Annotated in this window: 23 protein-coding genes; 6 read left to right on the top strand and 17 right to left on the bottom strand. The window is 64.6% G+C overall.

Translation table 11 applies throughout. The features are described 5' to 3' along the window. Positions 1 to 111: 111 nt before the first annotated feature. Positions 112 to 417, bottom strand: a complete 306-nt coding sequence (locus HAP40_RS33080; protein ID WP_166813370.1) for a DUF1244 domain-containing protein — start codon at positions 415 to 417, stop codon at positions 112 to 114. Positions 418 to 586: 169 nt separating this feature from the next. Between HAP40_RS33080 and HAP40_RS33085 the strand changes: the two genes are divergently transcribed. After that, the gene (locus tag HAP40_RS33085) at positions 587 to 1,177 is read left to right on the top strand and encodes a DUF1036 domain-containing protein (RefSeq protein WP_166813368.1); all 591 of its coding nucleotides are present in this window, start codon (positions 587 to 589) and stop codon (positions 1,175 to 1,177) included. Continuing rightward, complete coding sequence (pyk, locus tag HAP40_RS33090; RefSeq protein WP_166813365.1) at positions 1,174 to 2,610, top strand: pyruvate kinase; 1,437 nt, start codon at positions 1,174 to 1,176, stop codon at positions 2,608 to 2,610. The genes HAP40_RS33085 and pyk overlap by 4 nt, the downstream gene beginning before the upstream one ends. 147 nt (positions 2,611 to 2,757) lie before the next feature. On the opposite strand, the gene HAP40_RS33095 is transcribed toward pyk, so the two are convergent. After that, the gene (locus HAP40_RS33095; RefSeq protein ID WP_166813363.1) at positions 2,758 to 3,438 is read right to left on the bottom strand and encodes a TetR/AcrR family transcriptional regulator; all 681 of its coding nucleotides are present in this window, start codon (positions 3,436 to 3,438) and stop codon (positions 2,758 to 2,760) included. A gap of 272 nt (positions 3,439 to 3,710) precedes the next feature. Here HAP40_RS33095 and HAP40_RS33100 point away from each other — a divergent pair, with 272 nt between their 5' ends. Continuing rightward, on the top strand, positions 3,711 to 4,697 hold the full coding sequence (locus HAP40_RS33100; RefSeq protein WP_166813361.1) for a phosphatase PAP2 family protein: 987 nt from the start codon (positions 3,711 to 3,713) through the stop codon (positions 4,695 to 4,697). Between the two features lie 106 nt (positions 4,698 to 4,803). On the opposite strand, the gene HAP40_RS33105 is transcribed toward HAP40_RS33100, so the two are convergent. Beyond that, positions 4,804 to 4,968, bottom strand: a complete 165-nt coding sequence (locus HAP40_RS33105) for a Flp family type IVb pilin (RefSeq protein WP_166813359.1) — start codon at positions 4,966 to 4,968, stop codon at positions 4,804 to 4,806. 409 nt (positions 4,969 to 5,377) lie between these two features. Here HAP40_RS33105 and HAP40_RS33110 point away from each other — a divergent pair, with 409 nt between their 5' ends. Continuing rightward, entirely contained in the window at positions 5,378 to 6,868 is a 1,491-nt protein-coding gene (locus HAP40_RS33110) for a hypothetical protein (protein ID WP_166813357.1), read from the top strand. Positions 6,869 to 6,921: 53 nt separating this feature from the next. Here HAP40_RS33110 and HAP40_RS33115 read toward each other — a convergent pair whose 3' ends face one another. Further along, positions 6,922 to 7,875, bottom strand: coding sequence for an ABC transporter substrate-binding protein (locus tag HAP40_RS33115; RefSeq protein ID WP_208024915.1), 954 nt, complete (start codon positions 7,873 to 7,875; stop codon positions 6,922 to 6,924). A 130-nt stretch (positions 7,876 to 8,005) separates the two neighbouring features. Further along, positions 8,006 to 9,760: a cache domain-containing protein gene (locus tag HAP40_RS33120; protein ID WP_166813355.1), complete on the bottom strand. Its 1,755-nt coding sequence runs from the start codon at positions 9,758 to 9,760 to the stop codon at positions 8,006 to 8,008. 286 nt (positions 9,761 to 10,046) lie between these two features. On the opposite strand from HAP40_RS33120, the gene HAP40_RS33125 reads away from it, so the two are divergent. After that, a complete protein-coding gene (locus tag HAP40_RS33125; RefSeq protein WP_166813353.1) occupies positions 10,047 to 10,904 on the top strand; it encodes an alpha/beta fold hydrolase in 858 nt (285 codons plus the stop codon). 362 nt (positions 10,905 to 11,266) lie between these two features. On the opposite strand, the gene ftsH is transcribed toward HAP40_RS33125, so the two are convergent. From ftsH to tolQ, 10 genes are all read right to left on the bottom strand, one after another. Next, positions 11,267 to 13,192, bottom strand: a complete 1,926-nt coding sequence (gene ftsH / locus HAP40_RS33130) for an ATP-dependent zinc metalloprotease FtsH (protein ID WP_008546307.1) — start codon at positions 13,190 to 13,192, stop codon at positions 11,267 to 11,269. A gap of 265 nt (positions 13,193 to 13,457) precedes the next feature. Further along, complete coding sequence (gene tilS, locus HAP40_RS33135) at positions 13,458 to 14,516, bottom strand: tRNA lysidine(34) synthetase TilS (RefSeq protein WP_166813351.1); 1,059 nt, start codon at positions 14,514 to 14,516, stop codon at positions 13,458 to 13,460. Positions 14,517 to 14,598: 82 nt separating this feature from the next. Beyond that, the gene (gene ybgF, locus HAP40_RS33140; RefSeq protein WP_166813349.1) at positions 14,599 to 15,678 is read right to left on the bottom strand and encodes a tol-pal system protein YbgF; all 1,080 of its coding nucleotides are present in this window, start codon (positions 15,676 to 15,678) and stop codon (positions 14,599 to 14,601) included. Positions 15,679 to 15,865: 187 nt separating this feature from the next. Continuing rightward, positions 15,866 to 16,354, bottom strand: a complete 489-nt coding sequence (gene pal, locus HAP40_RS33145) for a peptidoglycan-associated lipoprotein Pal (RefSeq protein WP_035704649.1) — start codon at positions 16,352 to 16,354, stop codon at positions 15,866 to 15,868. Between the two features lie 271 nt (positions 16,355 to 16,625). After that, the gene (locus HAP40_RS33150; protein ID WP_166813347.1) at positions 16,626 to 17,366 is read right to left on the bottom strand and encodes an N-acyl amino acid synthase FeeM domain-containing protein; all 741 of its coding nucleotides are present in this window, start codon (positions 17,364 to 17,366) and stop codon (positions 16,626 to 16,628) included. A gap of 199 nt (positions 17,367 to 17,565) precedes the next feature. Next, a complete protein-coding gene (locus HAP40_RS33155; RefSeq protein WP_166813345.1) occupies positions 17,566 to 19,896 on the bottom strand; it encodes a putative bifunctional diguanylate cyclase/phosphodiesterase in 2,331 nt (776 codons plus the stop codon). Positions 19,897 to 20,132: 236 nt separating this feature from the next. Next, the gene (gene tolB, locus HAP40_RS33160; protein ID WP_166819244.1) at positions 20,133 to 21,482 is read right to left on the bottom strand and encodes a Tol-Pal system beta propeller repeat protein TolB; all 1,350 of its coding nucleotides are present in this window, start codon (positions 21,480 to 21,482) and stop codon (positions 20,133 to 20,135) included. A 41-nt stretch (positions 21,483 to 21,523) separates the two neighbouring features. Continuing rightward, a complete protein-coding gene (locus HAP40_RS33165; protein WP_166813343.1) occupies positions 21,524 to 22,483 on the bottom strand; it encodes a protein TolA in 960 nt (319 codons plus the stop codon). Positions 22,484 to 22,488: 5 nt separating this feature from the next. Next, entirely contained in the window at positions 22,489 to 22,941 is a 453-nt protein-coding gene (gene tolR, locus HAP40_RS33170; RefSeq protein ID WP_166813341.1) for a protein TolR, read from the bottom strand. A gap of 43 nt (positions 22,942 to 22,984) precedes the next feature. After that, positions 22,985 to 23,701 (bottom strand): protein TolQ, encoded by a 717-nt coding sequence (gene tolQ, locus HAP40_RS33175; RefSeq protein ID WP_028180156.1) that lies wholly within the window; start codon positions 23,699 to 23,701, stop codon positions 22,985 to 22,987. A 592-nt stretch (positions 23,702 to 24,293) separates the two neighbouring features. Here tolQ and HAP40_RS33180 point away from each other — a divergent pair. Continuing rightward, positions 24,294 to 24,581, top strand: a complete 288-nt coding sequence (locus HAP40_RS33180; RefSeq protein ID WP_166813339.1) for a hypothetical protein — start codon at positions 24,294 to 24,296, stop codon at positions 24,579 to 24,581. A 16-nt stretch (positions 24,582 to 24,597) separates the two neighbouring features. Here HAP40_RS33180 and HAP40_RS33185 read toward each other — a convergent pair whose 3' ends face one another. Together HAP40_RS33185 and HAP40_RS33190 are read right to left on the bottom strand one after the other, a co-directional pair. Then, the gene (locus tag HAP40_RS33185; RefSeq protein WP_166813337.1) at positions 24,598 to 25,308 is read right to left on the bottom strand and encodes an SDR family NAD(P)-dependent oxidoreductase; all 711 of its coding nucleotides are present in this window, start codon (positions 25,306 to 25,308) and stop codon (positions 24,598 to 24,600) included. Positions 25,309 to 25,337: 29 nt separating this feature from the next. Next, a complete protein-coding gene (locus HAP40_RS33190) occupies positions 25,338 to 26,105 on the bottom strand; it encodes a serine O-acetyltransferase (RefSeq protein ID WP_166813335.1) in 768 nt (255 codons plus the stop codon). Positions 26,106 to 26,207 lie beyond the last annotated feature (102 nt).

A 26,207-nucleotide genomic window follows, 5' to 3' on the forward strand; every position in this document is an offset into this window, starting at 1 on the left:
CGCGTTCAAGCAAGCATCGCGCTCGTCCACAGCGCGCCCACACCTTCCTGCAGCCGGCTGAAGAAAGCTGTTGTGTGGTGCGACTCAAGGCGCTGCCCGCAAACGGGCTCTTCAATGCCCGTGGGGATGGACCTTCTTCATCGCCTCGAGCTGCTCGGGCGTGGCCGAGCCCTGGTATTTCGACTTCCAGGTCTCGTAGGGCATGCCGTAGACGGCCTCGCGGCTCTCGTCCTTGCTCAGCGCGACGCCCTGGGCGTCGGCGGCGTCCTTGAGCCAGTTGGACAGGCAGTTGCGGCAGAAGCCGGCGAGATTCATCAGGTCGATGTTCTGCACATCGGTCCGCGTCTTCAAATGATCGACCAGGCGGCGGAAAGCGGCTGCCTCGAGCTCCGTTCTGGTTTTGTCGTCGATTGCCATGGCTGAATTCCTCAAGGCCTGCCCCGATGGCGGTCACCCTTACGGGATCAGGTGGGGTCCTGTCACAGATTTTGCCATATCACGGCGCAAACGGACCCGAACCCGGCGTTTGGAGCAGTTCCCGGCCCCTACGCCAAATCGTCAATCATCTGATATAGCTTCCGCGACAATGATCGCCGAATCTCCCCGCCCCCTCCTTCGCCTGCTCGCCCGGTTGGTCCCGGTGCTGGCGGTCGGCCTGCTGTGCTTGTGGAGCAGCCCGGCCTCGGCCGACTTCCGTCTCTGCAACAACACGTCGAGCCGGGTCGGCATCGCACTGGGCTACAAGGACGCCGAGGGCTGGACCACCGAGGGCTGGTGGAACATCTCGTCCCGCTCCTGCGAGACGTTGCTGCGGGGAACGTTGGTCGCCCGTTATTATTACATCTACGCCATCGACTATGATCGCGGCGGCGAATGGTCGGGTCAGGCTTTCATGTGCTCGCGCGACAAGGAGTTCACCATCCGCGGCACCGAGGATTGCCTGGCGCGCGGCTACGATCGCACCGGCTATTTCGAGGTCGACACCGGCGAGCAGCGGGCCTGGACGGTCCAGCTCACGGACGCCAACGAACAGCCGGCGCAGCAGCGCGTGCCCGGCCTGCCCGGCCCTGTCGGACCGGGTGGGGTTCCGGGTTTGCCCAACAGCCCGCCCGGTGGTACGCCCCCCGCGCCTGGCCTTCCGCCAGCCGCTGCCCCCCCGTCTGGAAGTAAGCCATGAGGCGCCTTCGCCGTATCAAGATTCTCGCGACGCTCGGACCCGCCTCGTCGGACCTCGCGATGATCCGCCGCCTGTTCGAGGCCGGCGCCGACCTGTTTCGCATCAACATGAGCCACACCCCGCACGACAAGATGCGGGAGTTGGTGGCGACGATCCGCAACGTCGAGAGCAGCTATGGCCGGCCGATCGGCATCCTGGTCGACCTCCAGGGCCCCAAGCTGAGGCTCGGCTCCTTCGCTGACGGTGCGGTCCAGCTCCAGAACGGCCAGACCTTCACGCTCGATTCCGACAAGACGCCGGGTGATGCCACGCGCGTCCACCTGCCCCATCCGGAGATCCTGGCCGCGCTCCGGCCGGGCCATGCCCTGCTGCTCGACGACGGCAAGGTGCGGCTGATTGCCGAGGAGACCTCGAAGGAGCACGCGGTGACGCGTGTCGTCGTCGGCGGCAAGATGAGCGACCGCAAGGGCGTCAGCCTGCCCGACACCGACCTGCCGGTCTCCGCGATGACGCCAAAGGACCGCGCCGACCTCGAGGCGGCGCTCGTCACCGGCGTCGACTGGATCGCGCTGTCCTTCGTGCAGCGCGCCGACGACGTGCACGAAGCCAAGAAGATGATCCGCGGCCGCGCCGCGGTCATGGCCAAGATCGAGAAGCCGCAGGCGATCGACCGCCTCGCCGACATCATCGAGGCCTCCGACGCGCTGATGGTGGCGCGCGGCGACCTCGGCGTCGAGCTGCCGCTGGAGCGCGTGCCGAGCCTGCAGAAGCAGATGACGCGGATGGCGCGCCGCGCCGGCAAGCCGGTGGTGGTCGCGACCCAGATGCTGGAATCGATGATCCAGTCGCCGGTGCCGACCCGCGCCGAAGTCTCCGACGTCGCCACCGCGGTCTATGAGGGCGCCGACGCCATCATGCTGTCGGCGGAATCGGCGGCCGGCAAATTCCCGGTCGAGGCGGTCTCGACCATGAACCGCATCGGCGAGGAGGTCGAGCGCGACCCGACCTACCGCTCGGTGATCACGGCGCAGCGCCCCACGCCGGAATCCACGGCGGGCGACGCCATCGCGGACGCCGCCCGGCAGATCGCCGAGACGCTCGACCTGCCCGCCTTGATCTGCTGGACCTCATCGGGCTCGACCGCCGTGCGCGTGGCGCGCGAGCGGCCGAAGCCGCCGATCGTGGCGATCACGCCGAACATCGCCGCCGGCCGGCGGCTCGCCGTCGTCTGGGGCGTGCACTGCGTGGTGGCGGAGGATGCACGCGACCAGGACGACATGGTCGGCCGCGCCGGCCAGATCGCGTTCCGCGACGGCTTCGTCCGCGCCGGCCAGCGCGTCATCATCGTCGCCGGCGTGCCGCTCGGGATTCCCGGCACCACCAACATGGTGCGCATCGCCTCGGTCGGCCCCGAGGGCGACGCCAACATCTGATTTTCGGCCGCTCACACAAAAAGTGCGAAAACAACCCCATGCACAGTAGAACGCGACTTCGGCGGCTGTGCTCGGGCTTTTCGAAAAGCCCAGCGCAGCCAACGGCCTGAGCGCAATCAGGCCGCCGCGCGGGTCGCGCGGCCTATTCTAGGCCCCAACCAGCGTCTTGGCGGTCGGCAGCAGCGTCTGCTGCACCACCAGACCCCTGGCGCGCGCGTCCATGACGCCGACGGCGCGCAGCGCCAGCAGCGTCACGGTCTGCACGGCATCGCGCATCTTGATGGGATCTTCGAGATTGTCGGGCGCGAGCGGCCCGACCAGGGCCTCATGCAGCGCGCCGAGCAGCGCGGTGGCGGCGAGTGCGGTATCTTGCGCGGGCAGATGACCGGCGCGCACGGCGGCGTCGATCCGGGACGCGATCTCGCCGGCGATCTCGCGCCGGCTGGCAAGGCGCGAGGCGCTGACATCGACGTCGACGGGCTCGGCCAGGATGCCCCAGGCCAGTCTGCGCTGCGACAGTGTATGCACCGCGACCGTGGTGACGGCGGCCGCCAGCGCCGAGGACGGCCCCGGCGCGGCATCGGCCGCCCGCCGGATCGCCGCGAGCTCGTCGCGGGAGACCTCTGCAATGAGCTCGGAAATCAGCTCGGCCTTGGACGGAAAATAACGGTAGACCGTGCCGGCCGCGACGTTCGCGCGGACCGCGACCGGCGCAATCTGCACCGCCGCCATCCCGCCTTCCGCCGCAGCCTCCCGCGCCGCCGCCAAGATCGCACTGCGCCGGGCCGCAAGGCGCTTCACCACTTGATGCGTCCGCCGATAAACCATGGCGCGCTTCCTGTCCCACACGCCAGCCGCACGCCCTGCGGCCAAACGCTTCGTCACGTCGAATGATGCAAATCGCCCCGCAAGGACTGAACAACTATTCAGGGTGGATGACAAGATGGAAATGACTGAAGCGTCACGCGATTCCGTAAAACCATAGGGGACGCCTAAAAGCACCTCGCAGAGGTTGTAATTTTGATAACTACACTTCTTACCACGATCTTAAAGCGGGGTCCGTAACCGTACCGCGGTAATGCAATCCCGGTCGTTGTAACATGATCGACGCGGACTCCCGGAACGCCTGGCGGCTCTTCCATCTGAACTGGTTTCCGATCGGCGGGATGGCTGCCCTATTGGCACTCGGCCTCCTTTTTACCGGACTTGGACTCGAGCCGGTCGCCTACGGGGTGACATTGGCAATTGCGGCGTTACTCCTCGCTGTTGCCTATCGCCATCTGATCATCAACGGCGACCTTGCTGACCCGAAGCTGCTGTTTTCGCTCGGCACGATCGGACAAATCATTCTCACCTGCGCCATCGTCGGGCCGCTGAGCTACGTCGCCGGCAAGCTGAACTGGCCGCTTCAGGACCAGACGCTGCTTACGATCGACCGCGCGATTGGCCTCGATCCCGAACCGATCGCACATTACGTCAACGACCATCCGTGGCTCGCGCACAGTCTTGCGCGCAGCTACGGACTGATCAAGCTACCGCTGCTCGGCATTCCCATCGTGCTGGCGCTGACAGCGCGCTATGTGCGGCTGCAATTGTTCATGCTCGCGATGAGCGTCGCGCTTGCGGTCACCATCGCCATCTCCGCCATCGTGCCGGCGATCGGCACCTATTACGGGCTGCAACTGCCGGCCGCGCATTTTCCTGAAATCAACACCGCGGTATATGCCGGGCAACTGCGCGACATCCTGGCGCTTCGCGATGGCAGCCTGCACGAGCTACGGCTGTTCTTTCTCTCGGGCATCGTCTCGTTTCCGAGCTTTCACGCCGCATCCGCCGTGCTCTACGTATGGGCATTGTGGCCGGTGCGCTGGATCGCTGGCATCGCGGCCCTACTCAACGCGCTAATGATCGCAGCAACGCCGGCGATCGGCGCGCACTACGTCATCGACATCGTTGCCGGCATTGCGGTCGCCGTCGCATCGATTTGGGTGACGAAAATATGTCTGGAATGGCGCGGGCGGAGTTCGCATCCCGACGCGAAGACATCGCCTGCCTGGCAGCGCGGTCTCGAGATGGAGGCGCGATGACCCGGCCGGCATCTGCCGGATCAGGCGATGGCCGCTCCAGACCCCGCCCCAAAAGAAAAGAGCCCCGTCAGGGACGGGGCTCTCGAAACTCTGAAGTCGTCAAGACTTACTTCAGGCTGGTCGAGATCGAGCCGAACTTGGTGTTCAGCGAGCTGCCGAGGTTGTTGACGACGGTGATGATCGCGAGCGCGATGCCGGCGGCGATCAGGCCGTATTCGATGGCGGTGGCGCCGGATTCGTCTTTCACGAAACGCGAAACGAGGTTCTTCATAGACTGCTCCAAAGAGTAAAGGGCTACAAACTGGCCTGGTCTTTTCGGCTTCCCAGCGCCGCCCGACCATGCGGCCGAACGTAGAGACAAAGAATTGCGCCGCAGTTAATTCGACTGCGTAAACACGAAGCGGATTGCACGTATTGGCCGATGGTAAACCGAAATTGAAAACAATCGGTTAAATCGCAAATATCCGCGACAATGATGCGGCGCGCGATTTACCCGAAGTTATGATCGCCCGTGCTCCAATGCCGCCCGCTCGACTGAAGCGCGATGAGATGATGAGTTCGTCGCACTTCAGGTCGTTTGTTCGAGCATGATCGTCTCGGAAAAACCGCACCACGCTTTGCGCTCACGCGGCCCTCCGGATCGTGCTCGACCGGCAAGAACAACAGGACGACGAGGCGGCATGTCCCTTTCCTTTGCCAACAGCATTGCGGTGCAGAGCCGCGCGCGGTCCCTGGTGCCGCTGTGCGTCGGGGCCGGCGCCTATCTCTTCTTCCTCTTTGTCGGCGACACGCTGCTTCAGGACTCCGACTCGTTCTGGCAGATCAAGATCGGGCAATGGATCCTCGATCACGGCGCCATGCCGCAGACGGATTTCTATTCCTTCACGCGGACGGGCGCGCCCTGGATTTCGACCTCGTGGCTGTCGCAGGTGATGTTCGCATTCTCCTACGCGCAATGGGGCTGGGCCGGGCCGGTGATCCTCACCGCGCTCGGCGTCGCACTGTCGGCCGCAATCTTCGTCTATCTGCTCGATGCGCAGATCGAGGTGCCGCGCGCGGTGCTGTTTGCGATGCTGGCGCTGCTGTTGTCGCTGCATCACGTGCTGTCGCGTCCGCATATCCTGGCACTGCCCGTCATGGTGGCGTGGATCGGCCTGCTGATGGCGGCTGCCGATCGCAGGAGCGCGCCGTCCTGGACCTGGCTGCCGCTGATGGCGCTGTGGGCCAATCTGCACGGCGGCTTCGTGCTGGGCCTTGCGCTGATCGGTCCGATCTCGCTCGAGGCGGTCGAGCACGCCGAGAAGGGAAAACGGCTCCAACTGTTCCTGCGCTGGGTGCTGTTCGGCGTCGGCGCGCTGATCGCGAGCTGCTGCACGCCTTACGGCTGGAAGACGCTGATGGGCGCGACCAACATCCTCAGCCTCGGCGAGCTGCTGTCGCTGATCTTCGAATGGATGCCGGCGAACTTCGCCACCTTCACCTCGTTCGAAGGCGCACTGCTCGGCCTGATCGCACTCGGTTACTATCGCGGCCTCGTGCTCTCGGCCCCCAGGATCTTCCTGATCCTGTTCCTGACCTGGAGCGCGCTGACCCATGTCAGGAGCATCGAGGCGTTTGCCTTCCTGGTGCCGCTGGTGCTGGCAAAGCCGCTCGGCGAGATGTTCGGCCGCCCGCCGGTTGACGCCGCTGACGGCGACCGTTGGCCGGCCCGCTACATCACCGCACTCGGCGCGCTGATGATCGTGGCCGCGAGCTGGACGTCGACCTCGCTCTATATGGGGCACCACCGTTTCACCTTTACGATGACGCAGACGCCGGTGGCGGCAGTCGACCTGCTCGAGAAGCTCAAGGTGCAGCGCATCTTCAACGCCTATCAGTTCGGCGGCTATCTGATCGCGCGCGACATTCCCGTCTTCGTCGACGGCCGCGCCGAGCTCTACGGCGAGAAGTTCGTGATGGACTTCTTCAAGGCGACCGAGGGCAAGAAGCCCGAGCTGCTGCCGCGCCTGCTGGATGAGCACAAGATCGACGCGACGCTATTGGTCGCCGATGCGCCAGGTCCGCAGATCCTCGACCAGCTCAAGGGCTGGAAGCGGATCTATGCGGACGACATCGCGGTGATCCATGTGCGGGAGAATGCGCAAGGAGCGGCGACGACGGCCTCGAAGTGAGGCGCAGCCTCAGGCGTACCTCTCGGACGACGCCCCCCGTTCGGAAGCGTCGTTTACTCGATCACCTCATCTGCGCCGGCAACGAATGCAGAGGAGAACGCAAGACCCAGCAGTCTTGCTGCCTTCACGTTGATGACGAGCTCTACCTTCGTCACGAGCTGGACTGGAAGGTCGGAAGGCTTCTCACCCGACAGGATCCGTCCGGCATAGACCCCCGCGCGCCGGTGCGACTGCATGAAATCTCCGCCATAGCTCATCAAACCTCCAGCCACGGGAAAGTCCCGGGTCTGTGTGATTGCGGGCACGCGATACTTTACCGCGAGAGCGGCCAACCGCGAGCTGCGAAAGGCAAAATAGGGGTCGGAGGTAAATACGAGTCCACCTGCTCCGTCCTTGGCCAGGGCAGCGAACACAGCTTCGAACTCATCTTCCTTGCTTGCGCCCAAAACTTCCAGGCGAACACCCAGAGTGTCAGCGGCAGCGTGAAGCTTCTGCAATTGTGACTGTGCGGTCGGACTTGTCGGGTTGGTGACGACCATCAGCTTCGTCGCCGTGGGCATCAGGTCGCGCATGAATTCAAGCCGCTTTGGCGAAACGTCGACACTCAAGCTCGAAACCCCCGTGATGTTCCCGCCCGGCCGCGACAGGCTATCGACCACGTGCAGCTGGACGGGGTCGCCGCCCATCTCGAAAACGATCGGCTTGGTCGTACTCGCAGCTTTCGCGGCAAGCGCCACGGGCGCGCCGCCGGGAGCGACAAGCACATCCACATTGCGGGCGGCCAGTTCGCCAGCCAAGGCAGGCAATCGAGAGTATTGTCCGCTAGCCCATTGAAAGTCGATCTTGACGTTGCGGCCCTCGACGAAACCGGCCTCCCCTAGTCCCTGGTGGAAAGCCTGAAGTCGACTGGCAAAGAGCTCGGGCGACTCCGGACAAAGATAGCCAATGACCGGCACAGAGGGCTTCTGCGCATGGGATTTGGTCGTCCCCGCCGCGACGCCTGCCATCAAAAGCAGGACATCACGCCGCTTGATGCGGCTTCGTAGCGTTCCTGCTCGAGAGTTGGTGCACTTCATGGCTACCCGCTGCCGTCAGCCGATTGGCCGAGCATAGCCCCGAACGCTCAAACAGTCCTGCTCATCCGGCGGACGACCGGCCTCTCCCAGAGAGAGAGTCGAAGGATATCCCGAAGACCGGAATGGCTTCGTCATATCCCTTGATTTCGCGGTGCCCGAGATCCGCAACGGGCCGCCTGCCTTTGACGCCGGCGGCGACTTTGGCGTCGATCAGGATTTCCTTGTCTGCGGCAGATGCGCACAGCCGGGCCGCGAGATTTACGACGCTGCCAATGGCGGTGTAGTCGAGCCGATCCTTGTAGCCGATCCGGCCGACAGTCGCAGGCCCGCTGGCAAGGCCGATTCCGAAGCCAACGTGGTAGCCATGCAATCGCCAGCCGGCGATCAGGGCTTGCACATTCCTCTGCATGTCGACGGCGAGATCGATGGCTCTCAACGCAGGCTCTTCGATTGGGACAGGTGCGTTCACCAGGACCATCAGCCCATCTCCGGAGAAGTTGATCAGCGTTGCTTCGAATTTCGCGATGACCCCGCCCAGACTTTCATAGTACTCCGACAGCACCCTCATCACCTCCTCAGGCGCAGCTCCCGCCGAAAACGCCGTGAAACCTCTCAGATCGCAGAAGACAACGACGACTTCCGTACGGCGGCCGTCCAGCACACTGTCGTCGCCGGCTCGATCGACGAGATCGGCGACCTGAGGGGCAAGGAACCGCCTGAGCCTGGCTATGCGCTCCTGATGCTGCTGCGCCAGCTCCAACTCGGAAGCCATTCTGTTGAAACTGTTCGCAAGGCGCTGAAACTCGTCCCCGGTGTGTATCGAGATGCGGTGGTCGAGCGCCCCGGCACCAATCCTCTCCGTGCCCTCCTCGAGCAATTTGATTGGCTCCGTCATGCGGTCCGCCAGGGCATAGGCCAGAGCCCCTGCGAGCAGGCTGCTTATTGCGAGCAGCATGACGGTCCGCCACAGGGCGGCATAGATCGGCGCATAGGCTTCGGATAACGGCTGCTCGACCACGACTGTCCAATCGGTGCCCTGTATGGGAGCCGCGCTCGCAGCTACATAATGTCCTTGCGCATCCCGGCTGGTTGCGAACCCCCGTCCCGGCCCGATTGCGTCCCGCACGGCCCGAAAGCGCTTGGAGGTCGCTTCCTCCGCTCCGCGCAGAACGAGGCTGATGTCGGGATGGGCGATAAGGCGGCCCGATCGGTCCAGGATGAAGGCGTAGCCGGTCTTTCCAAACTTGATCGCCGAGATAACGTCCCAAATCAGCTTGAGGTTGACTTCGGCCACGACGACGCCGACAGCCGGCCGGTTGCCGACGATCGCAATCGTCAGGTACGGTTCGGAGCCTCGATTGTAGCTGACGTCGCTGAACCAGATCTGAGCTGCCCGGGCACCGACAAAAGCAGGATCGGCTGACCGGTCCGCGCGGCTCTCAACTCGATTGAGGCCGATCCGCGAGATGTAGAGACGCTCCAGACCATTGCCATCGAGGAGCGTGAGACTGGCGATGGCAGGCGCCTGTCGAAGGAGGCGCAACGCGTCGGTTCGCCGGCGCTCGTCGGGCTCCTCGGTCCACGGAAGCTGGACCAGCCAGCCCAGCTGAGTTGTGATGCCTTGGATGAATTCGTGTATTTCGGCGGCCGCGGATGCCGACTGGAGACCAAGCCACTGGTCAAGCCGTGCGCGCTGATCGCGATAGCCGAACCAGCCTTCGATGACGCCGTTGAAAGCCAGCGGGGTTGCGACAGCCACGAAAAGCGCGAGCAAATATTTATGAAAGAGGCTGCGAAACCGATCTTGAGGAATCATGATCCGGTCTCCTGTACAATCACAACAGATACTATGGCTTAGAATAACATGTCACTCCGCCCTCCAGCTCAAGATCCGGACGCGCCCTGCTCGCGATCTCCGGCGGGGCGATGACGCAGCAGACCCAGCGCGCGTCCGCTTGAACCCGGACGTTGCGCGGTGACATAGACCGCCTCTGTCCGCCTAAGGATCACGCGGCTTCACATCTCGGTGGTGGACCATGTTGCGACGTGAGGCACCCGCCAGCGATGCGGTAATATCCGATGGTCGAACAGGAAGGCGTCTCATGCGGCTCCGCAATCTGGTCATCGCACTTCTCGTCATGGTCTCGATTGGGGCGGCGCATGCGGCCCCGCAATGGCTGAGCCTGCCGCCGACACCGACCTTGCCCAAGGCGGCCCAGAGCGGCCTCGCACCCATCAACGGGGTCAAGATCTGGTACGCAATGTTCGGCCGCGGGCAGCCGGTGCTATTGCTGCATGGCGGCCTCGCCAACGCCAATTATTGGGGCCATCAGGTCCGCGCGCTGCAACGGCACTATCAGGTCATCGTCATGGAGAGCCGCGGCCATGGACGCAGCAAACGTAACCAGGAGCCCTTTGGCTACGATCTGATGGCGTCGGACGTGGTTGGTCTGCTCGACCATCTCAAGATCAGGAAGGCAGCGATCGTGGGCTGGAGCGACGGTGCGATCATCGGCCTCGACATCGCCATGAAGCACCCGGAGCGGGTGAGCAGGCTGTTCGCCTTCGCGGCCAATTCGGATCCGTCAGGCGTTGCGGACATCGCGACGAGCGACGTCTTCAATGCCTACATCGCCAGGGCCGGCGAGGAATACAAGCGGCTCTCGCCGACCCCGACCGAATACAAGAGCTTCGTCGCCGACATCACCAAGATGTGGGAGAGCCAGCCGAAATGGACGGCGTCCGACCTCGCGACGATCAAGGTCCCGACCTGGATCGTGGACGGCGATCATGACGAGGCGATCAAGCGCGAGAATACCGAGTTCATGGCGGCGAACATTCCGGGCGCTGGCCTGCTGATTCAGCCCGAGGTCAGTCACTTCTCGTTCCTGCAGGATCCGGAGCAGTTTAATGATGATGTGCTGCATTTTCTTGGGCGTGCTGAAGCAGCGGCGAAGTGAGATGTCGTAGGGTGGGCAAAGCGCAAGCGTGCCCACCATTTCGATCGCGCATGTCGAGAGATGGTAGGCACGGCGCTTGCGCGCCTTTGCCCACCCTACGAAACTGCCGTCGGCTCGCGCAATGACGAGACTGCGGCTATCACCGTGCGTCTCTCGTGTCCCGGACGCGCTGCAGCGTACAACGCTGCTGCGCAGAGCCGGGATCCAGAAAGCTGCAACGAAGGATGCGGAGACATGGGCCCCGGCTCTGCAGCGCACCGCCGAAGAGGCGCTGCGCCGCGTCCGGGGCACGAAACCTGAACTGACCGACAAAAAACGCGGCGTTGCCGCCGCGTTTTGCAATTTGGCCTGGCGCCTAGAGCTTACGCCTGGGGCTGCGGCTCGAGGCCGGGATCCGCATCGGGCCGCGGGCGCGGCGACTTGCCGGCCGGAGGCACGGCGGAGGCGCGCGGGGTGGTCGGCTCGAGCACGGACTCGCGGTTCGGCTTCTTGCCCTTCAGGAGGTCGACGATCTCGTCGCCGGTCAGCGTCTCGAACTCGAGCAGGCCCTTGGCCAGCGCCTCGAGGTCGGCGTGCTTCTCGGTGAGGATGCGGGTCGCCTCCTTGTAGCCTTCCTCGACCAGGCGCTTGATCTCGGAGTCGATCTTCTGGACGGTGGCTTCGGACGCGTTCTGCGTGCGCGACACCGACATGCCCAGGAACACCTCGTCCTGGTTCTCGCCATAGGAGACGGTGCCGAGCTCTTCCGACAGGCCCCAGCGCGTCACCATCATGCGGGCAAGGCGCGTGGCCTGCTCGATGTCGGAGGCGGCACCCGAGGTCACCTTCTCGCGGCCGAAGATCAGCTCCTCGGCGACGCGGCCGCCCATCATGATGGCGAGGCGCGAAGTCATCTGCTCTAGCGACATCGACAGCTTGTCGCGCTCCGGCAGCTGCATGACCATGCCGAGCGCACGGCCGCGCGGGATGATGGTCGCCTTGTGGATCGGATCGGTCGCAGGCACGTTGAGGCCGACGATGGCGTGGCCGCCCTCGTGATAGGCCGTCAGCAGCTTCTCTTCCTCGGTCATGACGAGCGACTTGCGCTCGGCGCCCATCATCACCTTGTCCTTGGCTTCCTCGAACTCGGCCTGGGTCACCATCCGCTTGTTGCGGCGGGCGGCGGTCAGGGCAGCCTCGTTGACGAGATTCATCAGGTCGGCGCCGGAGAAGCCCGGGGTGCCGCGCGCGATGGTCTTGAGGTTGATATCCGGCGCCAGCGGCACCTTGCGGACGTGGACCTTGAGGATCTGCTCGCGGCCGACGACGTCGGGGTTGGGCACCACGACCTGACGGTCAAAGCGGCCCGGACGCAGGAGCGCGGGATCGAGCACGTCGGGACGGTTGGTCGCGGCGATCAGGATCACACCCTCGTTGGCCTCGAAGCCGTCCATCTCGACCAGCAACTGGTTCAGCGTCTGCTCGCGCTCGTCATTGCCGCCGCCGAGACCGGCGCCGCGGTGACGACCGACCGCGTCGATTTCGTCGATGAAGATGATGCAGGGCGCGTTCTTCTTGGCCTGCTCGAACATGTCGCGGACGCGGCTCGCGCCGACGCCGACGAACATTTCGACGAAGTCGGAGCCCGAAATGGTGAAGAAGGGCACGTTGGCTTCACCCGCGACCGCACGCGCGATCAGGGTCTTACCGGTGCCGGGCGGGCCGACCAGCAGCACGCCGCGCGGAATGCGGCCGCCAAGGCGCTGGAACTTGCCGGGGTCGCGGAGGAATTCGACGATCTCCTGGAGGTCCTGCTTGGCCTCGTCGACGCCGGCGACGTCCTCGAAGGTGACGCGGCCATGCGCTTCGGTCAGCATCTTGGCGCGCGACTTGCCGAAGCCCATCGCCTTGCCGGCGCCGCCCTGCATCTGCCGCGACAGGAAGATCCAGACGCCGATCAGCGCGATGAAGGGCAGCCAGGAGACCAGGAGCGAGACGAACCACGGCACGTTGTCGCCGGGGGGCTTCGCGGTGATCTGGACCTTGCTGTCATAGAGGCGCTTCACCAGCGTCGGGTCGTTCGGCGCATAGGTCTGGAAGCTCGAGCCGTTGGTGAAGGTGCCGTGGATGTCCGGCCCCTGGATCACGACGTCGCGCACATTGCCGCGGTCAACCTCGCTCAAAAGCTGGGAGAAGGCGATGTCCTGCGAGGACGCGCGCTGACCTGGATTCTGGAAGAGCGTGAACAACGCCAATAGCAGCAAGACAATGATGACCCAGAGGGCGAAATTGCGCAGATTGGCGTTCATCGATCTTCCTTCGTGGCCGCGCGGATCGCGGCCTGAGTCCTTGGGCAGTAGGAGGAAATCCCCAAGGAATCCTCTCGGTTAGACGCATACAATCTAGGTGCCGCCCCGGTCGCTGCCAAGGGAACGAGATGGGACTATTTATCCCATCTTAGCGCGATTCCCGCTGAAATAATGGCGCCCGAGCCGGGGTTTTTCCTGCCTGGTTAAGGTGGCCTGATGGCACGAGCGCGAATTGGCCGGTGTCATGATCCGACCTCACGCAGCATTATGAACCCTTGCGCCGCCGGGCCGGCGCCGGCGCGATCTCGATACGCCCGCCGGCCAAGCTGATCAAGGCTCCCGCCAGGGTCTGCTTCAGGACAGGCCGGCCATTTGCGGCAGCACGGGGGCTCGCAGCGATCGCCCGGTCGAGCGCGGACATCAGGGTTTCGACCTTGCCGAGTTCCGCCGGGCCCTCATGCCCCAGCGCGTCGATGGCCCGCAGCAGGAGCCGCAGCCGGACCTCGTCCGGCAGGACGGCAAAGGCCGAGGCCTCGAAGCTTCGAATGCCAGCCTGCGGCGCAACGTCGCGATTCCGCAAACGCAGGAACCGCTCGGCGCCGTCCGCCAGCACCTCGACCGCCGCATTGGCGCGCGCCAGCCGTGCCGCGAGCCGCACGAGCGTGCGGGCATCGCCGCCCTCGGCCGCGAGAAGCGGCAGCAGCGCGCGCAGCCGCGGGCGGGTGAAGGAGGTGTCGCGATTGGTGGGGTCGTCGGCAAAGCCGACCTTCGCCCGCTTCAAAGTCGCGATCAGTTGCGCCTTGGGGACATCGAGCAGCGGCCGCGCCAGCACGATGCCCTCACGCTCGCTGACTTCTGCCATCGCCGACAGCCCGGCAAGTCCGCTGCCCCTGAGCATCCGCATCAGCAGGGTTTCGGCCTGGTCGTCACGGGTGTGGGCGGTCAGCACGTGGCTGGCGCCCACGGCCCGCGCGGCTTCGGCGAGCAGGCGGTAGCGCGCCTTGCGCGCAGCGGCCGGCAGTCCCGTCTTCGGCTTTGGACCGCGCCAGCGCAGGGTCCGGTGCGGCAGTCCGAGCGCGGTCGCCAGACGCTTGACCTCGCGCGCCTCACGGGCCGCTTCCGGGCGCAGGCCGTGATCGACGGTGACGACGGTGAGTTGCGGGCCGCGCGCGAGGCCGCGCCGCCAGCGCGCCGCAAGCCACATCAGCGCCACCGAGTCCGGCCCGCCGGAGACGGCGAGCAGCAGCGCCGGCGCGGCTTTCAGGCCCGCGAAGAGTCGCCTTGCCTCGCGCACCGAGATCGGAGAATTGTCGTCGTCTGACATGACGCGGCCCAGCATCGTCGGCGGATGGTCCGCGATGTTTAGCGCAGCACCATCCGCATTGTCAGGGCCCGGACGCCGGGCGTCAGCACTTCACCCGCTTCTGCTCGCGATCGACCGCGGCTTTGACCCCGGCGGAGGCGCGCGGATATTTGCGGCCGACCTCGCCGAAGGCGGCGCAGGCGGCCTCCTTCTCCTTCAGGGCGGCGAGCGACTGGCCAAGCCGCAACAGGGCATCCGGCGCCTTGGCCGATTTCTCGTATTTGGTGGTGACGGCGAGGAAGGCTTCCGCGGAATCGCGGTATTGCTGGCGCTGGAAGTAGCTCTCGCCGAGCCAGTATTGCGCGTCGCCGAGCAGCGGATCGCTCGGATATTTCTGCGCGAAATTCTTCATGGTCTGCTCGGCGAGCGCATAGTCCTTGCGCTGCATGTAGCCGATGCCGAGGTCGAACTCGTCGCGTGGCGTCGCCGAGGGCGGCAGCGTGGTCAGGCCCGCACCGCCCGATTGCGCGGGATAGCCGGACTGGCCCGGCGGATAGCCGGGCTGCGCAGCCGGCGGAGCGGCCTGCTGCTGATAGCGGGGGCTGGTGTTGGCGAGATCGAGCGGCTCACCGGCGCCGCGGCCGCCGGGTGCCCCGCTGGGCGCTCCCGCCGGCATCGGCTGCTGGCCCCCGCCAAGCGCGCGCGGCGCGCCGGGGGCGCTCGGGTTCTGGCTCGGATCGAAGGCATCGCCGCGGCGGCGCGTGCCGGGTACGCCCGGCGCCGGCTGCTCCTGAACGATCGGCGCGGGCGCGGCGATCTGCGGCTGCTCGTAATTCGGCTGCACGGCCTGCTGCTGCGGCGGCTGCTGGCGATAGCCCGGCGCGACCTGACTGGGTGCGATCTGGGCTGGCGGCATCGCCGAGACGTTCGGCGCCTGTCCGGGCGCGGCCTGCGCGCCGCCTTCGAGCGCCCGCAGGCGTTCCTCGAGCTGGCGATTGCGATATTGCAGCTCTTCGTTCTGGCCGGTGAGCTGGCGCAGCTGGTTCTCCAGCCGCTCGATCCGCATCTCGGGATCGGCATCGTCCGACTGCGCAAAGATCGATTGCGCAAGCGCGGGCGAGCACAAAGAGAGCAGCGCGGCGGTCGCCACGGTGCCGGTAAAGATCTTAAATCTGGATGACATCTTGCCCTGACGACAACAGCGAAATGGCCTGCGACGGAACATTCGACGCGCCACAGATTGAAGTGCAGTACGCCAAAAATGTGACTGGTACCAAGGGGTTTCTATCACAGAATGCTGAAACGAAACCGGCGCCCCAGGGGGCGCCGGCATAATCGGTTTCTGAAGATGAACGGCGCCTGACTGACGGTCAGGAGCTGGCGTTCAGGACGGTGACGGCGCGCCGGTTCTGCGACCAGCAGGAGATGTCGTTACAGACGGCGACCGGCCGCTCCTTGCCGTAGGAGATCGTGCGCATGCGGTTCGGGTCGATGCCGCGCGAGGCGAGGAACGAACGCACCGACTGGGCTCTCCGGGCGCCGAGCGCGATGTTGTACTCGCGGGTGCCGCGCTCGTCGGCATGACCTTCGATGGTGAAGCTGTAGCGCGGATAGGTCTGGAGCCACTGCGCCTGCTTCTCGAGGGTCACGATCGCCTGCGGGGTCAGATCGGTCTGGTCGCTTTCGAAGAACACGCGGTCGCCGACATTGACCACGAAGTCCTGCTGGCTACCCGGCGTCGCCGCGTTGGCCATCGCATCCGTCGCAGCATTCTTGTTGGCGCAGGCGCCCATCGACAGCGCGACGGCAAGCACCGCGACCAGCTTCAATCCCTGGAGGATACGCATAGGATGTTTCATTCCGGAGCCTCCACGCTCGCGTTAGTCCACTGCTGTCCGGTCTACAGGGGGTTGGTTAAGCGAACGTTCCGTCAACCTTGACGGAACCTTGCCTCAGCCGCTCAAATGCCCCCAACCAGCGAAAAGCAACCGTCATGGTTAATGGTTTGTAAATGTGGCGCAAGGGTGAAGGCAAGCCGCGCCAAGTGGCAGAAGTGCCGTTTTTTGCTGGAGTTCTAGGCGGAAGGCTGATGCGGGGCGCCGGAGGCGGCCCGCGACGCTGCGTTGGGAGTCAGGCGTGAATGGCGTCCGCCACGAGCACCGGCCGCTGTGCGACGGAGCGTTGCGGCACCTGGCGCTGCCCGCCGCGGCCGAACAGCATCCGCCGCTCGAAGGCCGTCGACCGCATGATCGGATAACGCTCGAACACTTTCTTGCGGAAGGTCGGGAAGTCCGCCGCCATCAGCCCGAAAGGCTTGGTGAGGCCGGGAACCAGACGGGGCTCGGCAATGGTCTGGTGCAGGAACACCCGGCGATAAAAGGCCTGATGCTCGGCGCGCACGATCGCAAGGCCGAGATCGGCATTGAAATGCTCGCAAGCCATGTAGGCGAGGCGCGTCGTCAGATAGGGCAATTCCGGAACGCGCTTGACCTGGTCGGGATCGGCGACGAAGCGGGTCGGATCGATCATGACCTCGCCGCGGTCGAGCCGCGGCAGCACGATCTCGGGAAAGACGTCGGCCGAGGTGGACTCGCGCCATTCCGAGGTCAGCACGCTGATGCGCACGGAGCTGCAGAGCTCGCCGTTGAGATAGACGCCGAAGGTCCACGCGTTCGGCAGTTCGTCGTAGCGGTCGGTGACCCGTGCGTCCGCCGAGTCCTTGACGGCGCCTTCACGCAGATAGGCGCGGTAGCGGAGATTGTAGATCTCCTCCTTCTCGTCTGCCGTCTCTGCGAGATGGTAGTCGACGTCGGTGAGGAGTTCGGCCCCTCGTCCAACAGCCGATATGACCGCTTTGGCCGAGGACTGCATTCCGACTCCCTTACCCGCACCACTCACTGAAAAACGCACGCAGGCCGGGAGCTTTCTCCAGAACAACTTCAACGCGCGTGATGATTTATTAACAGCTTCTTAATATCGATGCAAAGCAATCGAACGGTTAGGGTTAACCCCCCGTAGCACTACGGTACCCAGCAACAGGCTGAAACGACAGGAATTTTGCGAAGCGGATTCAGGCGATGGAGCGCGAGCCGACCAGCTGGAGCGGGCTCTCGCCGCGGCGCCCATGCGAGGCGTTGAGGAGCTGGCGCATCCGCACCGCGGGCACCGGACGGCTGAACAGGTAGCCCTGCCCCTCGGACACGGTGCCGTCGGCGCTGATCAGCTCGAGCTGCTCGTTGGTCTCGATGCCCTCGACCACGACGGCCATGCCGAGATCGGCGGACAGCCGCGCCACGCCGCGCAACAGCGTCAGCGGCCGGTCGGTGTCGATGCCTTCGAGGAAGGAGCGGTCGATCTTCACCTTCTGCATCGGGAAATTGTGCAGGTAGCTGAGGCTGGAATAGCCGGTGCCGAAATCGTCGAGCGAGATGCGCACGCCGAGCGCATGCAGTTGCGACAGGATGTCGTGGGTGAGCTGGGTGTTGCGCAGCAGCGAGGATTCGGTGATCTCGATCTCCAGGCGGTGTGCCGGCAGCCCCGAGACCTCGAGCGCGTAACGGATCTCGCTCAGCACGTCGCGCTGGTGGAATTGCTGCGGCGAGAAGTTGACCGCGACGCTGACGCCCTCCGGCCACTTCATGCATTCCATGCAGGCGCGGCGCAGGATCCAGCGGCCGAGATCGACGATCAGGCCCATGTCCTCGGCGACCGGGATGATGTCGACCGGCGAGACGGTGCCGCGCACCGGATGATTCCAGCGCAGCAGCGCCTCGCAGGTGGTGATCTTGCCGGACTTCAGATTGACCAGCGGCTGGTAGAACAGCTCGAACTCCTCGTTGGCGAGCGCCTTGCGCAGGTCGAGCTCGAGGATGCGGCGGGCCTCGACGGTTGCCGCCATCTCGTCGCGGAAGAAGCAGAAGGTGCCGCGGCCGTCGGCCTTGGCGCGGTACAGCGCCATATCGGCGTTCTTGAGCAGCGTGTCGGCGCTGGTGCCGTCCGGCGAGGTCAGCGCGATGCCGACGCTGGCACCGATCTCGACCAGATGGTTGTCGATGCGGTAGCGCTCGCTCAGCCGCTCGACGATGCGGCGGGCCAGCGCCGCCGCATCCTCGGGCGACGCGAGGTTCTGCTGGAACACGACGAACTCGTCGCCGCCGAAGCGGGCGACGAAATCCTCGGGCCGCAGCATCTCGCGCAAGCGGTTGGCGACCGCGCACAGGAGCCGGTCGCCGCAGGGATGGCCGAGCGTGTCGTTGACCTGCTTGAACTGGTCGAGGTCGACGAACAGCAGCGCAGAGAGCCGTTCGGAATGGCTCGATTGCGCCAGCAGCCGCTCGATCTCGTCGCGGAAGCTGACGCGATTGGGCAGTGCCGTGAGCTCGTCATAGCGGGCGAGATGGCTGATCCGGGCTTCGGCGTTGGTGCGCTCGGTGATGTCTTCCAGCAGCAGCACCGTGCCGCCGCCGGTCATCGGCTGGAACGTCCAGGACAGCGTGCGGCCCCGCGTCTGATCCGGATCGGCGGTGACGATCTCGCGGATCCGCGCCTTCTCGATCTCGGACAGGATCTGATCGCCGCTCGCCGCCGAGATCGATCCGGCGGCGACGCAGGCCGACGCGATGTCTGCGGCGGTGGCGCCGCGCTTGACCAGGTCGTCGGGCAGCGCCATCAGCTCGCTGAAGCGGTGGTTCATCACGGCAAGGCGCCCGTCTGCACGAAACATGCACAGGCCGTGCGGCATGTTGTTGAGCGCGGTATCGAACTGGCTTGCCAGCGCGGATTCGCGGAAGCTCGAGGTCAGCGCCTTGACGAAGATCGCGTGCAGGCTGAGGTTGATGTTCTTCAGCGCGATGAAGAACAGCACGAGAATGATCGCGAGGCCGATATAGTAGAAGCCGCCATGCAGCAGCAAGGCGAGCGACATCGGACCGCAGGCGAGCGCGACGTGCCACTGGATCACGCGCGGCTGGCCGTAATTGCGGGCGGCGCCGCCGGCGGTGTAGCCGACCGTGACCGAGACGCAGAGCATGTTCGCGACCGCGTCGTCGTTGTTGAAGATGACGACGAAGCACCACAGGCCGATGACCGCGGCATAGAGCAGCGCGCCGGCCCAGTAGCGCGGCTCCAGATGCTTGGCCTGCTCGAAGCTCAGGCCCGGCATGCGGTTCTCGTAGGGCCGCATCTGAAACGCACGCGCGGTGCCGATGGCAATGATCAGAAACGCGATCGGCCACAGCAACACGTCGCCGGTCTTGAGCGCAGTCATGACCGCGGCCACGGCCGCGGAGGCCGAGCCCAGGAAGATCGCCCAGAAATTCTGAACCATAGAGTTGATGAGAGCGGCGTAGAGTATCGGCTCCAGCTCGTCTCGATCGCTCTGCTTCTGGTCGGCCAGCTGCATTTGGCTAATTACGCGTCCTGTTTAGCGCGTACTCTTACCCAAGCCAGATGAAGCCTTTCTGAGGGAACATCGTTAAAGTCGAGTTGTTTTTCGGCAATAGCGAACCTGTTTCTGCTGATATTTCAAGCAACTAGGCAAGCCTTGCCGGGCTCAAGGTGAAGGAAAGCTTGCTTTCCTCGCCGAACCCGAAAAAATCGCGCGCTTTTTCGATAACAGCGCGCGTCTGACGGCGTGATTTATTGACCCGCGGTCGAGGACAATAACGGCGACCATGCCGGGTCGGAGGCAAAGCCCGGCGTCGGCACCTTGAGCTCGTTGCGGCCGGAGATGTCGACGCTGTACAGCGAGGGCCCGCCATTGCCGCCGGGATCGCGGAAGAACATCAGCACACGGCCGTTCGGCGAGAAGGTCGGACCTTCATTGTGGAAGCCGGAGGTGAGCAGCCGCTCGCCGGAGCCGTCCGGCTTCATGACGCCGATCGCGAACTGTCCGCCGCCCTGCCTGGTGAAGGCGATGTAATCGCCCTTCGGCGACCACACCGGCGTCGAATAGCTGGCGTTGGTGTCGTCCTTGGAGAAGGAGATCCGCTGCGCCTGCCCGCCGCCTGCGGCCATCACGTAGATCTGCGACCTGCCACCACGATCGGATTCGAAGCAGATGCGGGTGCCGTCCGGCGAATAAGACGGAGACGTGTCGATCGCAGGCGTGTCGGTGAGGCGCGTGGTCGAGCGCGAGCGCAGATCCATCACGAACAGGTTGGAGTTGCCGCCCTGCTGCAGGCTCATGATGACCCGCTGGCCGTCGGGCGAGAAGCGCGGCGCGAAGGTCATGCCCGGGAAGTTGCCGACGATCTCGCGCTGGCCGGTCTCGATGTTGAACAGATAGACCTTCGGGTCGCCCTGGCCGAACTCCATGTAGGTGATCTCTTGCGAATTCGGCGAGAAGCGCGGCGTCAGCACGAGATCCGAGCCACGGGTGAGGTAGCGCACGTTGGCGCCGTCTTGGTCCATCATCGCGAGCCGCTTGACGCGGCGCTCCTTCGGCCCGCTCTCGTCCACGAACACCACGCGGCTGTCGAAATAACCCTTCTCGCCGGTCATCCGCTCATAGATCTGGTCGGAGATGATGTGGGCGATGCGCCGCCAATATTCCGGCGAGGTGAAATATTGCTGGCCGGCGAGCTGCTGGCCGCTGATCACGTCCCACAGGCGGAATTCGGCCTTGAGCCGTCCGTCCGGCTGCCGCGTCATGCGGCCGGTGACCAGGGCCTGCGCGTTGATCGTCTTCCAGTTCTGGAATTGCGGCGCGACGTCGATGTTGCTGATGCGCTCGATGAAGGCGGCCTGGTCGATCGGGGCGAACAGGCCCGACCGCTTCAGATTGTTGGTGATGACTTGGGTGACGCCGTTGCCGACGTCGCCGTCGGACGGCGAGCCCGGCACGAAACCGGTGATCGCGATCGGGATCGGCTGGAATGCCGTGGGATCGATACGGAGGCGGCCGTCCTGCCCTTGAGCGAAGGCGCGTCCGCCCCCGAGCATCGCGAGCGTCGATCCGGTCAGGGTCATGAAGCGGCGGCGGTTCATCGATCGAGCGTTATTCATTGCAAAATTCTTTGGTTCGGATGTCACAACATATCTTTCAGGCCGAAAGTCATCGGAATGAGCTTCCAGCTCTCGTACTGCTGCTTCGGCATGAACGAGTAGGCCTGACACTGCACGATGGCGCGCTTCGCGCTCTCCGCCACCGCCTGGGCGATCGACCGTGACGGTCCCCTCACCGCGACCACGATGGGTTCGGAAGCGAGCGAGCCATCGATCTTCATGGAGATGTCGATGTCAGCCTCGTATTGATCAGCATCCTGCCCGTTATAGGTGGGCGTGAAGCAATGCTTTATTTTCTCAACGAACGCACCGCGCCAGGTCGCAACGTTATTGGAGGCCGTGCCCGTCGCCGCCCCCAGCGAAGCCGACGCATTCAGCGCCGAGCCGGTCTGTTCGTGCCGGGTCGCGGCGCGCTTGTCGAGGTCGCGCTGGATCTGCGCGGGGTCGAAGGTGCGCTCCTTCGGCTTCGGCTGCTGCTGCGGCTGCACCGCCGCGACCTTCTGCTCCACGGGCTTCGGCGGCGGCTTCTTGGTGTCCAGCTTCTTCTGCAGCTCGGCGATCGGATCTTCCTTGGCCGGATCAGGCTTCTTTTCCTGCGGCTTCGGCTCTTCCTTCGGCTTGGCCTCGGCGACCGGCTTCGGCGGCTCAGGCTTCTTCTCGACCGGCTTCTCGACAGGTTTTGGCGGCGGCTCCGGCGTCGAGTTGGTCTTGATCAGCTCTTTCTTCTCGGTGACCTTGCCGACGGCGTCTTCCTCGGGCTTGGCTTCCGCGATCTTCTCGACCTTGGGCTTCGGCTCTTCCTTCTTGCCGGTCTTCTGCCCCGCCATCATCTTGGCGAGCTGATCGGTGGAGATGATGTCGACCGGAAGCGACTCCTCCGGCGCGATGTAGGCCCTGCTGCTAAAGGTGACGAGGCCCCATCCCAGCACGAGGATGTGGAGGGTAATCGACGCAACGAGTGTCTTGTCGACCTTCACCTTCACTGGCTTTAAGACCCCTGATCCGCTTCCGTGACGAGGGCGAGCTTCTTGAATCCGGCGCCGGACAGCAGGCCCATCACCTTGGCCACCGTGCCGTAATCCGCCTTCTTGTCGGCGCGCAGATAGATGCGCTCCTCGAGCCCGCCGCGTGCGTCCGTGATCGCCTTCAGCTTCGGCACCAGATCGTTCAGCGCCACCTCGGCGTCATTGATGAAGACCTTGCCCTTGATGTCGACCGACATCTGCAGCGGCTTCTGGTCGTTGTTTTCGAGGCTCTTGGCCTGGGTCTGCGGTAGGTCGAGCGGCACGCCGACGGTCAACATCGGCGCCGACACCATGAAGATGATGAGCAGCACCAGCATCACGTCGACCATCGGCGTGACGTTGATCTCGGCCACGACGGGCTTGCGCCGGCCGCGACGCCCGCCGCCTCCGGATGAACTTGCGACGTTCATGCCCATGGTCTGGTGCCCAAATTGCCCTTCACATTATACATGCCGTCCCTCAGCCCCGCTCGTCGATCTGACGGGACAGGATGGCTGAAAATTCATCGGCGAAGCCTTCGAGCCGCTGGGCCTGCCGGTTCACCTCGGAGGTGAACTTATTGTAGAAAATAGTGGCAGGAATGGCGGCGATAAGGCCGACGGCGGTCGCAAACAGCGCTTCCGCGATACCGGGCGCCACCACCGCCAGAGACGTATTTTTCGACGCCGCGATCGACTGGAAGCTCGACATAATGCCCCAGACGGTGCCGAACAGGCCGACGAAGGGGCCGGCGGAGCCGACGGTCGCGAGCACCAGGAGCCGGCGTTCCAGCCGCTCGACCTCGCGCGCGATCGACACGTTCATCACCTTGTCGATGCGCATCTGCAAGCCCGCGACCGAGCGGGCATGGCTCTCGAACGAACGCTTCCACTCGCGCATGGCCGCGACGAAGCAGGCAGCCATGGAATGCGTCGGCTTGGCCGAGAGCGTGCGATAGAGTTCCTCAATCGACTCGCCGGACCAGAAGGCCTGCTCGAACCGGTCCATCGAGCGGCGCGTGCGCGCGTAGAGAAAGATCTTGTCGATGGCGATCGCCCAGACCCAGACCGAGCAGGACAAAAGCCCCAGCATCACCGCTTTCACGATCCAGTGAGCCTGCCAGAACAGCGCAATCAGCGACACGTCGGCGGAGGCAGCAACCGGAAGGGCTGACTGAGCCACGTCGGCCGGATTCATAAGCAGTATCCTCTCAAGGCGATCGTTACCTAATGTCCTTCGGCCAACAAATTGGGCCGGTGGTCCCCAACAGCCGCGCTAGAATCCGCGCGGCCGGCAAGCCTGCTCAAAGCCTTGTCTTTCTGGGGTGCAGGGCTCGTCCAAAGCCGGCCGCCTGCATTCCCTGCCAAGATGTCAAAACTAAGGGCCTTGACCCCAGTTTTGACCTTCGGGCTCCGGGCACGCCTGTCCACACTTACCAGAGCCCGCCGATGGTTAATGCGGGGTTACCAGGGAGGAAATTGGCTGCGAGAAAGATAGACAGCACAGGCGGTTGGACGGGGAACGAGACCCTTGGGCGCCTTATAGGGATGGCTCCGCGCCTTTCCGATCCGCCGGCTCCTCGAACTGGTTCCACAAGTCATCCTGGCTCGTGGAGCCGGGACGAGCCTGGCGGAACCGAGGCCCTCGCTGTGCCATGTGCGACGTCGCTTCGCGCGAGCGGTGGCACAGCTCTATTGTTTTTGCCGGCAAACCGCCTGAGAGTGTCGGATAGGCCGCTCATCAACCGATAGTAGCGCCGAATGAGCTGCCCGTCATAGGGGAGGTCTTCATGGAACAGATTCTGATCAACCTCGTCGCAGGTGCGCTTGGTGGTGTTGGCGCTGGCAAGTCTTCGCCCACATTTGACCTCGGAATGGCCGGCAACATCATTTCCGGTCTGGTCGGCGGCGGAGTACTCGGCCAGGTCGTTACGTTGTTGCTTCCGTCCGTCGCGGCCGCCGCGCAATCGGGAAATCTGAGCATCGGCGGTGTCGTGTCACAGCTTATCGCCGGAGGCGCCGGCGGAGCGATCCTCACCGCTATCATTGGCGCCATCAAGAACAAGGCTGCCGCCTGATCCTTCGGGCCACGCCCTACCACTTCTCCTTCGAGGTCCGCACATCGAGCTCGAACGACCAGGCGCGTTCGGGCTGGCGGTAGAGAAAGGTGAAGGCGTCGACAATGCCTTCGATGTCGATCAGGCTGTCCTCGCGGCCGGCGGCATTAGGAAAGCGCGAGAAGATCTTGTCGCCGGCAATGGCACCGTCGACCACGACATGGCCGACATGAATGCCGTCGCCCGCATATTCCTTGGCCATGGCCTGCGCCAGCGTGCGCAGGCCCGCCTTTGCCGAGTTGAAGGCACCATAACCGGAGCGGCCGCGCAGCGAAGCGCTGGCTCCTGTGAAGAGTAGCGTGCCTGTCTTCTTCGGCACCATGCGGCGGACCGCCTCGCGGCCAAACAGAAACCCGCCGAAGCACGCGACGCGCCAGGCTTTTTCGAAATAGTCGGCATCCATCTCGATGATCCTGCCGGGCGTGTTGTTGCCGGCGTTGTAGATGGCGAGGTCGAGATTGTCGCCAGCGGCATCGAACAGAGCGACGATGTCGTGCTCGCTGGTCGCGTCCGCGACGATGGGCACAGCTTGACCGCCCGCCTTCGCGATGTCGTCCGAAACGGCCTGCAGCGCGGGCAGCGTCCGGCCCGCGACAAGCACCTTGAGTCCATCGGCAGCAAAACGCTTGCAGAGTCGGGCGCCAAGCCCGCGGTCCGGTCCGACGCCGATCACGATTGCCGTCTTCATTTGCAGGTCTCCTGGAGATCGATGTGGGCTCAGGCCGCCGAAGCGGGTTTGGGGCAATTGGTGAGCCGCGCGGGATTGCCGATTGCGGTGCAGCCGGCGGGCACATCGCCGGTCACGACCGTGCCGGCGCCGATCTTGGCGAAATCACCGACGCTGATGTCGCCGAAAATGGTCGCGCCGGAGCCGATGAACACGCCGCGGCCCACGCGTGGAGAGCGCGCCGGCAATTGGCTGCTCCGGCCGATGCTGACGTTTTGAAGGATGGTGACCTCGTCGCCGATGACGACATTGGCACCGATGACGATGCCGGTGGCGTGGTCGAGATACACCGACGATCCAAGGCTTGCGGCGGGATGAATGCTGACCTGCAGGACGTTCGACGCCTCGTTCTGCAACAGCAGCGCCGCGTCGCGCTGGTCATGATGCCAGAGCCAGTGCGAGACGCGCCAGGCCTGGAGCGCGACGTAGCCCTTGAAATGCAGCAGCGGCGGCAACAGGCCGGCGACGGCGGGATCGCGGAGCACGACGGCCCGCAAATCGCGGCCGGCCGCTTCGACCAGATCCGGCTGGCCGCGAAAGGCGTCGCGGGAGAACGCCGTGAAGCGCTCGCGTTCGGCCGCGCTGCCGCCCAGCCGTCGTCCGATCAGGTCGGCCAACGCGGCGGTAAAATCGTCATGGGCAAGAACGGCACCGGCAAGTGCCTTGCCGAACACCGGATCGGCCGCCGCGGCGCGCTGCGCCTCGCCCCGAATCTCCTGCCAGAGCGTCTCGCTCGCCATGAACGCTGCCTCCGCCATCATTGCCGCCTGCGGTGTTTTGACGCTTCCTTGTCGCTGAAAGGATATAGGTTGCGCGCAGCCCGCGTGCCAAGCACGCCAACGGCACGCACAGCCGCCCGA

The sequence above is a fragment of the Bradyrhizobium sp. 1(2017) genome (assembly GCF_011602485.2).
Taxonomy (GTDB): Bacteria; Pseudomonadota; Alphaproteobacteria; order Rhizobiales; family Xanthobacteraceae; genus Bradyrhizobium.

Excerpts from the sequence above, each read along its gene's own strand:
- HAP40_RS33080 (WP_166813370.1), bottom strand. The coding sequence starts at position 417 with ATGGCAATCGACGACAAAACCAGAACGGAGCTCGAGGCAGCCGCTTTC.
- HAP40_RS33085 (WP_166813368.1), top strand. The coding sequence starts at position 587 with ATGATCGCCGAATCTCCCCGCCCCCTCCTTCGCCTGCTCGCCCGGTTG.
- pyk (WP_166813365.1), top strand. The coding sequence starts at position 1,174 with ATGAGGCGCCTTCGCCGTATCAAGATTCTCGCGACGCTCGGACCCGCC.
- HAP40_RS33095 (WP_166813363.1), bottom strand. The coding sequence starts at position 3,438 with ATGGTTTATCGGCGGACGCATCAAGTGGTGAAGCGCCTTGCGGCCCGG.
- HAP40_RS33100 (WP_166813361.1), top strand. The coding sequence starts at position 3,711 with ATGATCGACGCGGACTCCCGGAACGCCTGGCGGCTCTTCCATCTGAAC.
- HAP40_RS33105 (WP_166813359.1), bottom strand. The coding sequence starts at position 4,968 with ATGAAGAACCTCGTTTCGCGTTTCGTGAAAGACGAATCCGGCGCCACC.
- HAP40_RS33110 (WP_166813357.1), top strand. The coding sequence starts at position 5,378 with ATGTCCCTTTCCTTTGCCAACAGCATTGCGGTGCAGAGCCGCGCGCGG.
- HAP40_RS33115 (WP_208024915.1), bottom strand. The coding sequence starts at position 7,875 with ATGGCAGGCGTCGCGGCGGGGACGACCAAATCCCATGCGCAGAAGCCC.
- HAP40_RS33120 (WP_166813355.1), bottom strand. The coding sequence starts at position 9,760 with ATGATTCCTCAAGATCGGTTTCGCAGCCTCTTTCATAAATATTTGCTC.
- HAP40_RS33125 (WP_166813353.1), top strand. The coding sequence starts at position 10,047 with ATGCGGCTCCGCAATCTGGTCATCGCACTTCTCGTCATGGTCTCGATT.
- ftsH (WP_008546307.1), bottom strand. The coding sequence starts at position 13,192 with ATGAACGCCAATCTGCGCAATTTCGCCCTCTGGGTCATCATTGTCTTG.
- tilS (WP_166813351.1), bottom strand. The coding sequence starts at position 14,516 with ATGTCAGACGACGACAATTCTCCGATCTCGGTGCGCGAGGCAAGGCGA.
- ybgF (WP_166813349.1), bottom strand. The coding sequence starts at position 15,678 with ATGTCATCCAGATTTAAGATCTTTACCGGCACCGTGGCGACCGCCGCG.
- pal (WP_035704649.1), bottom strand. The coding sequence starts at position 16,354 with ATGAAACATCCTATGCGTATCCTCCAGGGATTGAAGCTGGTCGCGGTG.
- HAP40_RS33150 (WP_166813347.1), bottom strand. The coding sequence starts at position 17,366 with ATGCAGTCCTCGGCCAAAGCGGTCATATCGGCTGTTGGACGAGGGGCC.
- HAP40_RS33155 (WP_166813345.1), bottom strand. The coding sequence starts at position 19,896 with ATGCAGCTGGCCGACCAGAAGCAGAGCGATCGAGACGAGCTGGAGCCG.
- tolB (WP_166819244.1), bottom strand. The coding sequence starts at position 21,482 with ATGAACCGCCGCCGCTTCATGACCCTGACCGGATCGACGCTCGCGATG.
- tolR (WP_166813341.1), bottom strand. The coding sequence starts at position 22,941 with ATGGGCATGAACGTCGCAAGTTCATCCGGAGGCGGCGGGCGTCGCGGC.
- tolQ (WP_028180156.1), bottom strand. The coding sequence starts at position 23,701 with ATGAATCCGGCCGACGTGGCTCAGTCAGCCCTTCCGGTTGCTGCCTCC.
- HAP40_RS33180 (WP_166813339.1), top strand. The coding sequence starts at position 24,294 with ATGGAACAGATTCTGATCAACCTCGTCGCAGGTGCGCTTGGTGGTGTT.
- HAP40_RS33185 (WP_166813337.1), bottom strand. The coding sequence starts at position 25,308 with ATGAAGACGGCAATCGTGATCGGCGTCGGACCGGACCGCGGGCTTGGC.
- HAP40_RS33190 (WP_166813335.1), bottom strand. The coding sequence starts at position 26,105 with ATGGCGGAGGCAGCGTTCATGGCGAGCGAGACGCTCTGGCAGGAGATT.